Origin of the sequence: Yoonia sp. I 8.24 (genome assembly GCF_022096995.1) — a bacterium.
Classification (GTDB): Bacteria; Pseudomonadota; Alphaproteobacteria; order Rhodobacterales; family Rhodobacteraceae; genus Yoonia.
Genome location: NZ_JACXGQ010000005.1, coordinates 16,357 through 29,003 on the forward strand (window position 1 = coordinate 16,357; position 12,647 = coordinate 29,003).

The 12,647-nt window shown below is 55.5% G+C and carries 15 protein-coding genes and 1 tRNA gene; 9 read left to right on the forward strand and 7 right to left on the reverse strand.

The annotated features are described in order from the left end of the window. Nucleotides 1-28 precede the first annotated feature (28 nt). Both rplA and rplK read right to left on the reverse strand, forming a co-directional pair. Nucleotides 29-730, reverse strand: a complete 702-nt coding sequence (gene rplA / locus Yoon_RS10885) for a 50S ribosomal protein L1 (RefSeq protein WP_238112245.1) — start codon at nucleotides 728-730, stop codon at nucleotides 29-31. Continuing rightward, nucleotides 730-1,155, reverse strand: coding sequence for a 50S ribosomal protein L11 (rplK, locus tag Yoon_RS10890; protein ID WP_113778104.1), 426 nt, complete (start codon nucleotides 1,153-1,155; stop codon nucleotides 730-732). The genes rplA and rplK overlap by 1 nt, the downstream gene beginning before the upstream one ends. A 292-nt stretch (nucleotides 1,156-1,447) precedes the next feature. Between rplK and Yoon_RS10895 the strand changes: the two genes are divergently transcribed. Both Yoon_RS10895 and Yoon_RS10900 read left to right on the forward strand, forming a co-directional pair. Then, nucleotides 1,448-1,957: a cytochrome b gene (locus Yoon_RS10895; RefSeq protein ID WP_238112246.1), complete on the forward strand. Its 510-nt coding sequence runs from the start codon at nucleotides 1,448-1,450 to the stop codon at nucleotides 1,955-1,957. Nucleotides 1,958-1,962: 5 nt separating this feature from the next. Further along, the gene (locus Yoon_RS10900) at nucleotides 1,963-2,532 is read left to right on the forward strand and encodes a hypothetical protein (RefSeq protein WP_238112247.1); all 570 of its coding nucleotides are present in this window, start codon (nucleotides 1,963-1,965) and stop codon (nucleotides 2,530-2,532) included. A 55-nt stretch (nucleotides 2,533-2,587) separates the two neighbouring features. Here the strand turns inward: Yoon_RS10900 and nusG are convergent, their stop codons facing one another. From nusG to Yoon_RS10920, 4 genes are all read right to left on the reverse strand, one after another. Then, nucleotides 2,588-3,118 (reverse strand): transcription termination/antitermination protein NusG, encoded by a 531-nt coding sequence (nusG, locus tag Yoon_RS10905; RefSeq protein WP_238112248.1) that lies wholly within the window; start codon nucleotides 3,116-3,118, stop codon nucleotides 2,588-2,590. A gap of 191 nt (nucleotides 3,119-3,309) precedes the next feature. Beyond that, nucleotides 3,310-3,510, reverse strand: a complete 201-nt coding sequence (secE, locus tag Yoon_RS10910) for a preprotein translocase subunit SecE (protein ID WP_238112249.1) — start codon at nucleotides 3,508-3,510, stop codon at nucleotides 3,310-3,312. Between the two features lie 72 nt (nucleotides 3,511-3,582). Continuing rightward, nucleotides 3,583-4,455 carry a hypothetical protein gene (locus Yoon_RS10915; protein WP_238112250.1) on the reverse strand — a complete coding sequence of 291 codons (873 nt, stop codon included), beginning with the start codon at nucleotides 4,453-4,455 and terminating at the stop codon, nucleotides 3,583-3,585. Between the two features lie 40 nt (nucleotides 4,456-4,495). Next, a tRNA-Trp gene (locus tag Yoon_RS10920) sits at nucleotides 4,496-4,571 on the reverse strand. A gap of 125 nt (nucleotides 4,572-4,696) precedes the next feature. Here Yoon_RS10920 and Yoon_RS10925 point away from each other — a divergent pair. Continuing rightward, nucleotides 4,697-5,386, forward strand: coding sequence for a DUF374 domain-containing protein (locus tag Yoon_RS10925; protein WP_238112251.1), 690 nt, complete (start codon nucleotides 4,697-4,699; stop codon nucleotides 5,384-5,386). Here Yoon_RS10925 and Yoon_RS10930 read toward each other — a convergent pair. Then, nucleotides 5,360-5,953, reverse strand: a complete 594-nt coding sequence (locus Yoon_RS10930; RefSeq protein WP_238112253.1) for a TetR/AcrR family transcriptional regulator — start codon at nucleotides 5,951-5,953, stop codon at nucleotides 5,360-5,362. The genes Yoon_RS10925 and Yoon_RS10930 overlap by 27 nt on opposite strands. A gap of 96 nt (nucleotides 5,954-6,049) precedes the next feature. On the opposite strand from Yoon_RS10930, the gene Yoon_RS10935 reads away from it, so the two are divergent. The 6 genes from Yoon_RS10935 to Yoon_RS10960 all read left to right on the forward strand — a co-directional run bounded on the left by Yoon_RS10935 (nucleotide 6,050) and on the right by Yoon_RS10960 (nucleotide 12,644). Further along, a complete protein-coding gene (locus Yoon_RS10935; protein ID WP_238112254.1) occupies nucleotides 6,050-6,619 on the forward strand; it encodes a carboxymuconolactone decarboxylase family protein in 570 nt (189 codons plus the stop codon). 285 nt (nucleotides 6,620-6,904) lie between these two features. Then, nucleotides 6,905-8,155: a sarcosine oxidase subunit beta family protein gene (locus tag Yoon_RS10940; protein ID WP_238112255.1), complete on the forward strand. Its 1,251-nt coding sequence runs from the start codon at nucleotides 6,905-6,907 to the stop codon at nucleotides 8,153-8,155. Beyond that, the gene (locus tag Yoon_RS10945) at nucleotides 8,155-8,442 is read left to right on the forward strand and encodes a sarcosine oxidase subunit delta (RefSeq protein ID WP_113778112.1); all 288 of its coding nucleotides are present in this window, start codon (nucleotides 8,155-8,157) and stop codon (nucleotides 8,440-8,442) included. Before Yoon_RS10940 ends, Yoon_RS10945 begins: the two co-directional genes overlap by 1 nt. Further along, nucleotides 8,439-11,372, forward strand: a complete 2,934-nt coding sequence (locus Yoon_RS10950) for a sarcosine oxidase subunit alpha family protein (RefSeq protein WP_238112256.1) — start codon at nucleotides 8,439-8,441, stop codon at nucleotides 11,370-11,372. The genes Yoon_RS10945 and Yoon_RS10950 overlap by 4 nt, the downstream gene beginning before the upstream one ends. After that, complete coding sequence (locus Yoon_RS10955) at nucleotides 11,365-11,919, forward strand: sarcosine oxidase subunit gamma (protein WP_238112257.1); 555 nt, start codon at nucleotides 11,365-11,367, stop codon at nucleotides 11,917-11,919. Before Yoon_RS10950 ends, Yoon_RS10955 begins: the two co-directional genes overlap by 8 nt. A gap of 95 nt (nucleotides 11,920-12,014) precedes the next feature. Beyond that, nucleotides 12,015-12,644 (forward strand): XRE family transcriptional regulator, encoded by a 630-nt coding sequence (locus Yoon_RS10960; RefSeq protein ID WP_238112643.1) that lies wholly within the window; start codon nucleotides 12,015-12,017, stop codon nucleotides 12,642-12,644. The last annotated feature ends 3 nt before the right edge of the window (nucleotides 12,645-12,647 follow it).

Sequence of the window (12,647 nt, forward strand, 5' to 3'; positions counted from 1 at the left end):
TTTTTCGTACAAACGTCAAACTTGCGACTTAGGCGTTGCCTGTCGCACTTTCTACGCTGATCGACACGCCTGGGCCCATTGTAGAGCTGACAGCGATCTTTTTCATGTATGTGCCTTTGGCGCCAGTTGGGCGGGCTTTGCTGACCGCTTCAACGAATGCCAGCATGTTTTCTTCCAATTGCTTGGCAGAGAAAGATGCTTTGCCGATACCAGCGTGAACAACACCAGCTTTTTCAGCTTTGAACTGCACTTCGCCGCCTTTGGCAGCTTCAACAGCGGCTTTAACGTCCATTGTTACAGTACCAACGCGTGGGTTTGGCATCAGGTTGCGTGGGCCAAGAACTTTACCCAGACGACCAACAACACCCATCATGTCAGGTGTGGCGATGCAACGATCAAAGTCGATTGTGCCGCCTTGAACAGTTTCCATCAGATCTTCTGCACCGATGATGTCTGCGCCAGCTGCTTTTGCTTCGTCTGCTTTTTCGCCACGTGCGAAAACCGCAACGCGTACAGTTTTACCAGTGCCGTTTGGCAGGTTCACTGTGCCGCGCACCATTTGGTCAGCGTGACGTGGGTCAACACCAAGCTGCATTGCGATTTCGACAGTTTCGTCGAATTTCGCTTTTGCGTTGTCTTTGACCAGCGCGACAGCCTCGGTGACTGTGACGTTTTGCTTGCCTTCGAATGCTGCGCGGGCGGCTGTTGTGCGCTTACCGAATTTTGCCATTACTTGACCTCCACACCCATAGAGCGGGCAGAACCCGCGATGATCAGCATTGCGCCTTCGATGGACGTCGCGTTGAGGTCCTTCATTTTGGCTTCTGCGATTTCACGTACTTGCTTACCTGTGATCGAACCAGCAACTGCTTTACCCGGTGTTTGTGAACCAGACTTCAGTTTTGCGGCTTTCTTGATGTAATAGGACGCAGGTGGCGTCTTGATTTCCATCGAGAATGATTTGTCCGCGTAATACGTGATCACGGTCGGGCAAGGGGCACCGTTTTCCATGTCAGCTGTTTTCGCGTTAAACGCTTTACAGAATTCCATGATGTTGATGCCGCGCTGACCCAATGCGGGGCCGACGGGTGGGGATGGGTTTGCTGCGCCTGCAGGAACCTGCAGTTTCAGTTGTCCAACAACTTTTTTGGCCATGGGGCCTCTCCTTATTCCAACTCCCGGTACGGCGCGCCGCCCGAGACCTAATGTTGTGCGGTCAGGCCAGATCACGCGCGCGCGTCTCGCCTCCCACGGGGAATCCTCCCTATACGGGTGGATTGGGCGTGCAGGTAGTGGACTAAATCAATCTATGCAAGCCTTTTGCGCATTTTTCGACCGATAGGAGAATTCTCTTCGTCAGAAACCGTCATAATCCACGTATAAGATGACAAGCGCCGAAAGAGAGCTAATCTTTCGGGTAGGCAACCTAAGAGTTCAGGCAGCACCAATGAAATATTCACGCGCGCAAATCGTCTATCACTGGTTAACGGCGCTACTGATTCTCGCAATGGTATTGACTGGGCTCGCGTTTCGCTTTGACTGGACGGGGGCGTGGGTCATCCGGGCGCACCAAGTGATCGGGCAAAGCCTTATCTTGGTTCTAGGATTACGAATCGCATCAAGGGTTATGCACCGCGCGCACCACCCAAGCGCCCACAAGCTTTGGGAGCGGATTACGTCCCACGCCACGCATGCGGCCCTTTATCTCTGTATGATCGCGCTTGTCGTTACCGGCTATGTGTCCGCATCTGGCTTAAACACCCCCTATTTGCTTTGGCCCGTTGATCAAACCTTCGCCCGCTCGGACATGGGCGAGACGCTGTTAGATTGGCATTATTCCCTAAAGTGGATGCTTTTAGCTCTTGTCACGTTGCATATCCTAGGCGCGCTCAAACACCTGCTCTGGGACAAAGACGATACTTTCACACACATGACACCCATATCCCGAAAGGACTAAATACGATGCATAAAATGACCCGTCGCCAGGTAATCGCCATGATCCCAAGCAGCACGGTTCTTCTTTGCCCGGCTATCTTGAACGCGCAAACGAATATCGATGCCGATTGGGCGGACATTGCAACTACGGCCCCCATCGGTGAAAATTACCTTATCGAGGTTCCAGCAGGCCCCGCCGAGGTTGACGTGACCGCGCTTTTGCCCGGTGAGGTCACAGTGATCGCCCGACCAACCGATGACGAAACTTACGGATCAACGGGTATGATCCAATATATCGCGGTGCATCGCCGCACAGATGAACAAATTGCCTTTGGCGCGGCCAACGACCGTGCAGGCACAGTTCAAAACCCGGCCTATTTTGTCGCAAATCTTGTTTGCACACACCGCGGTAAAGCCATCGGTATCACGGGCAACCCAGATGCACCCTTTGCCTGCACGGATCGGGGCGACCGTCATAGTTCAGTTTATGACGCGGCGGGGTTTGGCGTTTCGGGCGCGTCCGAGGATGAATACCTTTCGATCCCCGACTATACACTTACGGTTACAGATGGCGCCGTCGTGATCCAACTGACTTAAACGAAAAAAGGGGGCGCATCAGCACCCCCTTCACAATCTCTTATCCGCAGTTGAATTACTGCTTAGTAACCTGCGTGAATTCCAGTTCGACTGGGGTCGCGCGACCAAAGATCGATACGGTCACTTTCAGGCGCTGGTTCTCGTCGTCGACTTCTTCAACCATACCGTCGAAGTCTTCGAACGGACCTTCGTTGACTTTGACTTTCTCGCCAATGTCGAAGTGGATCAATGTACGTGGGGCGTCTTCGCCCTCTTGAACGCGGCCCAAGATCGCTTGCACTTCGGCGTCACGCATTGGCATCGGGCGACCTTGCGGCCCCAAGAAACCAGTGACGCGGTTGATAGAGTTAATCAGGTGATACCCTTCATCCGACATTTCCATGTGGACAAGCACGTAACCGGGCATAAAACGACGCTCGGTCGTGACTTTCTTGTTGCGACGAATTTCGATGACTTCTTCGGTTGGCACCAATACTTCGCCGATTTGCTCGGTAAGGCCTTGCTCTTCCGCTTTAGTCATAATCGCCTCAGCGATTTTCTTCTCGAAGTTTGAGAGAACGCTTACGGAGTACCAACGTTTCGCCATGTGTCAAAGCACCTTGTCGTCGCAGGCCCAGATGGGCCGCATGTTCAAATTTATCGCGGCGGATCATCCGCCAGTCCCGAAAATAAAAGCGGCGTGAAGCTCGATTCGCCGCACGCCAATTTCAGGGGTTTGTGGCTCTTACCGCTGACACCCGCTATTTTCAAGAGGTGCCGCGTAATTTCCACGCATGATTAGCTGCCAAAGTAATCCAACACGCCCGTCAATCCGGCACGGATCGCCATATCAACAAGCGAGAAAAAGATCGCGGCAAGCGCTGCAAGGATAAATACCATGATCGTGGTCAATACGACCTCGCGGCGGGTTGGCCATACGACCTTTGAGACCTCTGAGCGGACCTCTTGGAAAAACTTGACGGGGTTGGCGATGGCCATGACATATCGTCCTTTGTGGAAACACCCTGCGACATACGGCCTTCGAGGCATGATTTCAAGCCCGCAACCGGATCAATCCGCCGCAGGCGACAAGAGGGTCACACCGGGCATTTCACTGATTGCATCAACCTGCGCGCGGTAGGCCATATCGGCAAAGTCGTGTTCGCGATCCGAAAACCCATCAAAGCGGGCGAACCCGTTTTCAACAGGAAATGCATTGGCGGCGTCTTTGGCCAGTTCACCCTGCATTCCGGCGTCATTCTGGGCGAGAATTTGCGCGACCGCCTGCGCTGACAGACGTGGGTTCACATGGTGCGCGACAGGGGTGATCTGCGTGCCCAGCATCGCAAGGCAGATGTCATCGAACAGCGCTGAGTAGTCTTCGTAAGCCCAAACGACCAAACGCCCCACACCAGGCGTTTCGCGCAAACGTGTCACCAGATCGGCCCAATCGCCACGCGTCATTGGGACCATTGCTTTGAAGTCCTCAAAATCGATGATTTTGTTGCCCCGTAAAAGCTGCGAATAGACCGAATTGATCATCGCGGTCGGGTTACGGACACTGAGAAACAGATCAATTGGTTTGCCCAGCGCCCGTGACAGCCGCGCGATTTTAATATTTGCATTCGGGTAACCAAATTCGATATCTTGGCTGATCGTATGGGCAAGCGTGCCGATAAAATTCTCTTCGCTAAACACAATCCGATCCGCGCCTTTACGCATCAGCGCGAGCTGATCTTGAGGCGGGCGCTTGGCACGGCGCTCTCGCAGCCCAAACAATGCCGAAAGCGTGCGCCCTGGCAGACGAAAATGATCGGGCCCGTAGTAGCGCACTCCTTGCTCTACCAATGCATCCGACGCCCGCAACAGTGACCGCTGCAAGTGCGAGGTCGCGGTCTTGTGCGCCCCAATATGGAACGCGATGCGAAAATCATCTGATGACATGGTGTTTTTGATCCTCCGGCACGGCGGCGCTGATCTGGTCTGGCAGGGGCATGGAGACTCGAACTCCAGACCTACGGTTTTGGAGACCGTCGCTCTACCAACTGAGCTATACCCCTAGGACCGGGTGTCGGACTAGTCCGAAATTCACCCCGGATCAAGAGGCAACCCGCACCAGACTTGTCTTCACGTGCAGAAATGTGGAAACAACACAGAGTAATCAGCGAAAAAGGCCGCGCACCCGGTGTCACTACGTCGAAAGATCGAAAAGTCAAACTGGCTTGCCGCGCGGATCGCGACCTTGGCGGGGTGGTATTTGGGGCGCTGTAACAGGCGGATTTCTTGGAAAACCGAAGGTCTGTCAGAATTACAGGCCGCATTGGCCGATGGCCCCGTTCTTTTGGTGATGTGGCACAGCAGATCAATCATGGGGGCGCTGCATTGGCCCGTTGCAGACGGCCCGCTCTCAAGTTTGCACGACAGTTCGCCCGTTGGGCGGGTTTCAGGCGCGCTCCAACGCCGGGTCGGGCTACAACCGATCCGCATGTCGCGCAAAAAAGCGAATCGCGCTGCATCGCGCATGGTGCTCAAGCGCGTCAAAGAGGGTGTCAGCATCGGGATGACCGGGGATGGCCCGCTTGGCCCCGCGCTTTCGGTCAAAGATGCCTCGCTCGATTGGGCGCGCGCCACGGGCATGCCTGTGTTTTGCTATGCGTTTTCTGTCACAAAAGGACGGCGCCTGAAATCATGGGACCAAATGCTTGTCCCTCACCCCAGTGGCAAAGGTGCCTATGTCTTTGCGCAGCTTGACGGAAAAGCTTCGCGCAAAATGACGCCCGAAGAAATTGAAGTGTTGCGCGCCCAGATGCACCAGTTGATGGTCGACACAACCGCGCGCGCGGATAGGTTAGTCGGACTGGACCCCGGGCCCTAGACGCCCCAGCTCTGCGGCCATATCGCGAGCGATGTCCTGCGCCTGACCGGGAGCACGCGCCGCAAGTACGCGCAGCCCCAAAAGGTCTGACTGATAGCGCCGCGCCAGTGTTTCAGGATCATAGTGCACGGCGACGTCACCGTTCACCTGCGCTGACCGGAACAAATCCGCGAATTTTTTTTCAATCATCACCAAAAGATCGTTCGCGACCTCAGCCAAAGCATGATCTTGACCTTTCAACTCTAGAAAGGTTTTGGCCAACATACAGGCATGACCTCCCATTGTGGGATCTTCGACCAAAATGCGCGGATAGGCCTGAAGTGCGCCCAATGGCCCGCGCTCAACGCAAAGCGCGTCTATTTTTTCAGCCCCTTCTTGCGCGTATTTGTTCAAAGTCAGCTTGTATAGCGCCTCCTTCGATCCAAATGCGGCATAAAAGCTGCCCGGGCGGGTGTCCAACGCGGCCTCAAGATCCTTGAGCGACGTGCCTGCCCATCCGCGTTTCCAAAACACTGTCTTGGCGCGTTTGATCAGATCTTCACGGTCGTAGGTTGCAGTGCGGGCCATAGCGAATCTCATTTTTGAGTGATTGTTCATTTATATACTTGAATGATCACTCAAAAAAGACCAACACTCAGGAATCATCAACTGAAAGCGAAAATAATGACTGATTTCCCATCTCACGACCTCGACAGCGCACCAGCTGAATCAAAGCCACTACTTGAAAAGTCGCAAAAAGCGTTCGGTCGCCTGCCTGGCCTGCACAAAGTGATGGCGGAAAGCCCACAGATGCTCGAAGGCTACCAAGTTCTGCACCACCTGTTCACACAAACTGCATTTGATGCCGATGAAATGACCGTGGTTTGGCAGACAATTAACGTCGAAAACGAGTGTCATTACTGCGTGCCAGCGCACACGGGCATTGCGAAAATGATGAAAATTGACGACGCGCTATCTACGGCCCTGCGCGAAGAAGCTCCGCTCGCGGATCCGAAACTCGAAGCACTGCGCACATTCACCCTGCGCATGTTGCGCGGTCGCGGCAATGTTTCAGACGCCGAAATGCAAGAATTCTTTGCAGCAGGCTATGGTCACCGCGCGGTGCTAGATGTCGTCTTGGGGCTGGCTCAAAAAACCATGTCCAACTACGTCAACCACGTCGCACAGACACCTGTCGACGCACCGATGCAACAATTCGGATGGGAGCGCAAAGGCGCACCATTGACTGTTTAATCGCTGCGACACTTCACCCAAGGGCAGCATTCCCATGCTGCCCTGACTTTGTTTGCAGCGCACCATCACGCCATGCGCCCATCCAATTTGCCCGTGCAAAATTTTGTTCTCTCTGGCAGTCGTCTGCCTTTGGTTTAATCCTCTCATCAGCCCAACCCAATTTTTCCTGATATTAAACAATTTTTCTTGTTGGGTATATTGCCTTCCTGTGCAAAACTCTTTCATGTGGGCAGACAGGCGCGGATTCGTCGCCGGTTTTCACATTGATTTCGAAGGGGTTTCAAAATGCGGTACTCTGGATTACGGGTCATCAAAGAGGCGCTCAGCGGCCACAAGGGATGGACCCCTGCGTGGCGCGAACCCGATCCCGCGGCGCATTATGATATTGTCATCATCGGTGGCGGCGGACATGGGTTGGCGACGGCCCATTATCTCGCCCAAGAGTTTGGACAAGCGCGGGTAGCGGTGATCGAAAAAGGGTGGATCGGCGGCGGCAACGTCGGGCGCAATACCACCATCATCCGCTCTAACTATCTGCTCGATGGGAATGAACCCTTCTACGAGATGTCCCTAAAGCTATGGGAAGGTCTAGAACAGGACCTTAACTACAACGCAATGGTCAGCCAACGCGGTATTCTGAACTTGATCCATTCGGACGGCCAACGGGATGCATTCATTCGGCGCGGAAACGCGATGATACTGAATGGGGCGGATGCTGATTTGCTCAGTACGGCTGACATCAAAAAACGCTATCCGTTCCTCAACACCCATGATGCGCGTTTTCCGATCAAAGGCGGTCTAGCACAGCATCGCGGCGGGACTGTGCGGCATGATGCTGTTGCCTGGGGCTATGCCCGCAGTGCGGACAAGCACGGTGTGGACATCATCCAAAATTGCGAGGTCACAGGGTTCCGTATCGAGGATGGCGTTTGCAAAGGCGTAGAAACATCGCGTGGGTTTATCGGCGCAGGTAAGGTCGCCTGTGCGGTGGCGGGCAATTCTTCGCGGTTAATGAGCTTGGCCAATATGCGCCTGCCAATCGAAAGCCATGTATTGCAGGCCTTTGTTTCAGAAGGATTAAAACCCGTCCTACCCGGTGTAATCACTTTTGGCGCTGGCCACTTTTATTGCAGCCAATCCGACAAGGGCGGGTTAGTGTTTGGCGGTGATCTCGACGGCTATAATTCCTATGCCCAGCGCGGCAACCTGCCCACTGTCGAAGACGTCTGCGAAGGCGCGGTGGCAATTTTCCCGATGCTGGGTCGGGCACGTCTTTTGCGGATGTGGGGGGGGATCATGGACATGTCGATGGACGGCTCTCCGATCATCGATAAAACCCATATCGATGGCCTCTATTTCAATGGCGGCTGGTGCTATGGCGGGTTCAAGGCCACCCCTGCAAGCGGCTTTGCCTTTGCCCATCTGCTCGCCAAAGACGCGCCACACCCCACCGCTGCGGCCTACCGATTTGATCGGTTCGAAAAAGGCCTGATGATCGACGAAAAAGGGATGGGCAATCAGCCCAATTTGCACTGATGATTATTGACCACCCCCTGCTTGGCCCCCGCGACAGCGCCGAATTCACCTATATGGGTGATGCACGCCTGATTGAACGCCCATCCCCGGATAGCCCAGATGCGGCAGCGGCATTTTACGACTATGCTTACCTGCGCGATAACCCAGCGGGCTGGCACCGCGAACTGTGGTTCCATGAAGCGGGCGACCGGTCGTGGCTTGTGGTGACGCGCAACACCGTCACCCACGAGATATCAAAGGTTGAATTCGCTAGCGATGTCGCCCGTGCAAAGGGGCGATCCAAATGACCCAGAAAAACCGGATCACAGGCGGTCAGATCGACCGCAACACGACATGTAAATTTACCTTTGATGGCCGCACTTATGCGGGTCATGCGGGTGATACGTTGGCTTCTGCCTTGCTTGCCAATGGCGTTCGGCTCATGGGGCGCAGCTTTAAATATCACCGCCCCCGTGGCCCGATGACCGCAGGTTCTGATGAACCGAACGCACTGGTGCACTTGCGCAGCGGCGCGCGTACAGAACCAAATACCCGCGCCACAACCACTGAATTGTTTGACGGGCTGACCGCGACAAGCCAAAACCGCCTTGGATCGCTTTCCTTTGATCTTCTGGCGGTCAATGACCGCCTATCGACCTTCCTGACGGCGGGTTTTTATTACAAGACATTCATGTGGCCTGCGGCGTTCTGGGAGAAGGTCTATGAACCAATCATCCGCCGCGCCGCCGGCCTTGGCGCACTTTCGTTTGAGGATGATCCAGACGTTTACGACAAGGGGTTCTTGCATTGTGATCTGCTGATCATCGGCGCGGGCCCGGCCGGCCTGATGGCCGCATTAACCGCCGCACGCAGCGGCGCAGAGGTGATCCTCGCCGACGAAGATTTCCGCATGGGCGGGCGCTTGAACAGCGAAACCTACGCAATAGACGATGCGGCGGGCGCAGATTGGGCCGCAGCGTTGGTTTCCGAACTGGCCAACATGCCGAACGTGCGTTTGCTGCCGCGCACGACTGTCATCGGCGCGTTTGATCACGGAATCTATGGCGCTCTCGAAAGGGTCAGCGATCACGTCGCAACGCCAGACGCAGGCAAACCACGCCAGATTCTATGGCGTATCTATACGCAAAAAACCATTTTGGCGGCGGGCGCAATCGAACGCCCGATTGCGTTCAACAACAACGACCGTCCCGGCATTATGACGGCCAGCGCCTTGCGATCTTATGCCAATCGGTTTGGCGTTGCTGTGGGCCAACGCACGGCGATATTTACGAACAATGATGACGGGCACCGCACCGCCGCTGATCTGCACGCGAAAGGCGTCAAAGTCATCGTGATCGACCCCCGCGCAGACGCGCCGCGTGCGCGCGATTACGAGGTTCTTGCAGGCGCCCAAGTGGTCGACACGATGGGTCGGCTGGGGCTGACCTTTGCAAAGGTATGTCTTGCAGACGGGACTGAACGGATCATTGAATGTGGGGCCCTGGGCACATCCGGCGGCTGGAACCCGAATGTGCATTTGACCTGCCACCAGCGCGGGCGTCCCTCGTGGAATGAGACGCTCGCCGCCTTTGTTCCTGACGGCTTGCCAGCAGGGATGACTGTCGCAGGCGCGGCCAAAGGCGACATGTCGACAGCGGGTGCATTAGCAGGCGGCGCCCAGGCCGCGCACAGCGCACTAGATTTAAAGGGACGAATGCTTGCAATGCCGAAGGCCGAAGATGCACCGGTAAACATCACCCCATTCTGGTATGTTGAAGGCGCAAGCCGCGCATGGGTTGATCAGCAAAATGACGTGACCGTTAAAGACGTCAAGCTAAGCCACCAAGAAGGGTTTCGTTCGGTTGAACACCTAAAACGGTATACGACCCTTGGCATGGGGACTGATCAGGGGAAAACCGCCAATATAGGCGGGCTTGCGATCATGGCAGAGCTGGCGGGAAAAACCATTCCCGAAGTTGGCACAACCATGTTCCGTCCGCCTTATACGCCCGTTGCGATCGGGGCCTTTGGCGGGCGGCACCGCGGGCAAGACTTCCATCCCAAACGGCTTACCCCCTCGCACAAATGGGCCGAAGAGCAAGGTGCGGTCTTTGTTGAGGTTGGCAATTGGATGCGGGCGCAATGGTTCCCACGCGAGGGTGAAACCACATGGCGCGAAAGCGTGGACCGCGAAGTTCTTGCAACGCGTAACTCGGTCGGTGTTTGCGATGTCACGACGCTTGGCAAGGCCGATGTGCAGGGCGCGGATGCGGCGGCTTTTCTTAATCTAATCTATTGCAATGGTTTTGCGAAACTGCCCGTGGGCAAAGCCCGTTATGGGCTAATGCTGCGCGAAGATGGGATCGCCATGGATGACGGTACAGCCGCGCGCATGGCCCACGATCATTTCGTTGTCACCACCACCACCGCCAATGCCCTCTCCGTATACCGCCACATGGAATTCGTGCGGCAATGCCTCGTGCCGGATTTAGACGTGCAGTTGATTTCGACCACCGAAAGCTGGGCGCAATATGCCGTCGCTGGGCCAAACGCGCGTCGCGTATTGGAAAAAATCGTTGACCAAGATATTTCAAACGCGGCCTTCCCGTTTATGGCCTGCGCCAATATCACCGTCTGCGGCGGTTTGCGGGCGCGTCTGTTTCGGATTTCGTTCAGTGGCGAGCTTGCTTTTGAAATTGCGGTTCCTACCGCCTATGGCGACGCGCTGATACGCCGGATCATGGCGGCGGGGGCGGAATTTGACATCACCCCATATGGCACCGAAGCATTAGGTGTGATGCGCATCGAAAAAGGCCATGCGACCGGCAATGAATTGAACGGAACAACAACTGCGGCAAACCTTGGTATGGGACGAATGGTGAGCGATAAGAAAGACAGTATCGGTTCTGTGCTATCGCGTCGCGAAGGGTTGAACCGTGCCGATGACCTACGAGCCGTAGGGGTGAAACCCGTCGACCCGACGCAGCCCGTGCCAGCTGGGGCGCATCTGATGATATCTGACGGACCCGTGAATGCCGCCCATGATCAGGGGTATGTGACCTCGGCCTGCTATTCCCCCAATCTGGGGCATCACATTGCGCTGGCGTTTTTGAAAAATGGCGACGACCGGATCGGCGAAACCATGCGCCTTGTCAGCCCGCTGACTGACGTCGACGTGCAGGTCGAAATTTGCAGCGCCCACTTCATTGACCCCAAGGGGGAACGGCTTCGTGCATGATTTAATACCAACACCGGCGCTGGGCGTCGCGACCCAAACCATCGGTACGATCACCATCGCAGAAAACGCTGGTGTCGCGCTGGCCTCGGTCGCTGCGCGCAACGGGCAGACAGACATCTGCGCAGATGTCCTTAAGTCGATCCTTGGGGCTGTACCGGACGTCGGCAAGGCCGTGCTCCACGACCCAGAGGCCGGGTTTTGGATGGCAGCAGGTCAATGGATGATCGGCGCACCGATGGACACGCACGAAGACCTTGCCGATCTGCTCAAAGCAAAGCTAGGCGATGCCGCATCCGTGACCGAGCAATCAGGCGGCTGGGTTGTGTTTGATGTCACTGGCGCTGCGATGCCTGATTTGTGTGAAATCCTATGCAATGTCCCAATCCGCAAAATGGCGGCTGGCGACGTACAGCGCACGGTGATTCACCAATTGGGCTGCTTTGTTATCCGTCGCGCCGCTGATGACCATATCCGCATCCTTGGTCCGCGTGCCTCGGCCGGGTCACTGCTTCACGCATTGATCACGGCAGCTACCGCCGTGGCGTAACACGCGCCTAGGAACCAAATCGGCACGCGCCGCTTGACCAACCCTTTGAAAGATTTAGAACGGATAGGACATTTAGCAAAGTGAACATCAAAACCATGGCCACAACACCATTATCCCAAGATCCCCACGGCGCCAGCGAGGTACGTGAAAAAGTTCTTGAGGTGGCCATTGGTCGCGAAGTCCGCGCGCACCGGCGCAAACAGAATATCACCGTCGCGGACCTGTCCGAGAACACAGGCTTGTCCATCGGCATGTTGTCTAAAATCGAAAACGGCAATACGTCGCCGTCGCTGACCACGTTGCAAACTTTGGCCAATGCCCTGTCGGTGCCGATCACATCATTCTTTCGTGGCTTTGAAGAGGGTCGATCAGCGGTGCACACCAAAGCTGGCGAAGGCGTTGAGCTTGAACGCGCAGGCACCCGTGCGAACCACCAATACAACCTTTTGGGACACATTGGGTCAAACACCAGCGGCGTGATCGTCGAGCCTTATATGATTACGCTGAACGAAAAATCTGACGTTTTTCCCACGTTTCAACACGGCGGGATCGAGACAATCTACATGCTTGAAGGCGAAGTTGATTATCGCCATGGTGACCAGATCTACCCGTTAAAACCGGGTGATACCCTGTTTTTTGACGCGGATGCCCCCCACGGACCAGAGATTCTGGTGAAGCTCCCGTCGCGTTACCTTTCAATCATTAGCTATCCGCAAAAAGCCTGACCT

Bases quoted from the DNA above. Each gene is read 5' to 3' on its own strand.
- rplK (WP_113778104.1), bottom strand. From the start codon at position 1,155: ATGGCCAAAAAAGTTGTTGGACAACTGAAACTGCAGGTTCCTGCAGGC.
- Yoon_RS10935 (WP_238112254.1), top strand. From the start codon at position 6,050: ATGACTGATTTCCCATCTCACGACCTCGACAGCGCACCAGCTGAATCA.
- Yoon_RS10960 (WP_238112643.1), top strand. From the start codon at position 12,015: ATGGCCACAACACCATTATCCCAAGATCCCCACGGCGCCAGCGAGGTA.
- rplA (WP_238112245.1), bottom strand. From the start codon at position 730: ATGGCAAAATTCGGTAAGCGCACAACAGCCGCCCGCGCAGCATTCGAA.
- Yoon_RS10895 (WP_238112246.1), top strand. From the start codon at position 1,448: ATGAAATATTCACGCGCGCAAATCGTCTATCACTGGTTAACGGCGCTA.
- Yoon_RS10915 (WP_238112250.1), bottom strand. From the start codon at position 4,455: ATGTCATCAGATGATTTTCGCATCGCGTTCCATATTGGGGCGCACAAG.
- Yoon_RS10945 (WP_113778112.1), top strand. From the start codon at position 8,155: ATGATTATTGACCACCCCCTGCTTGGCCCCCGCGACAGCGCCGAATTC.
- Yoon_RS10930 (WP_238112253.1), bottom strand. From the start codon at position 5,953: ATGGCCCGCACTGCAACCTACGACCGTGAAGATCTGATCAAACGCGCC.
- Yoon_RS10900 (WP_238112247.1), top strand. From the start codon at position 1,963: ATGCATAAAATGACCCGTCGCCAGGTAATCGCCATGATCCCAAGCAGC.
- Yoon_RS10950 (WP_238112256.1), top strand. From the start codon at position 8,439: ATGACCCAGAAAAACCGGATCACAGGCGGTCAGATCGACCGCAACACG.
- nusG (WP_238112248.1), bottom strand. From the start codon at position 3,118: ATGGCGAAACGTTGGTACTCCGTAAGCGTTCTCTCAAACTTCGAGAAG.
- secE (WP_238112249.1), bottom strand. From the start codon at position 3,510: ATGGCCATCGCCAACCCCGTCAAGTTTTTCCAAGAGGTCCGCTCAGAG.
- Yoon_RS10940 (WP_238112255.1), top strand. From the start codon at position 6,905: ATGCGGTACTCTGGATTACGGGTCATCAAAGAGGCGCTCAGCGGCCAC.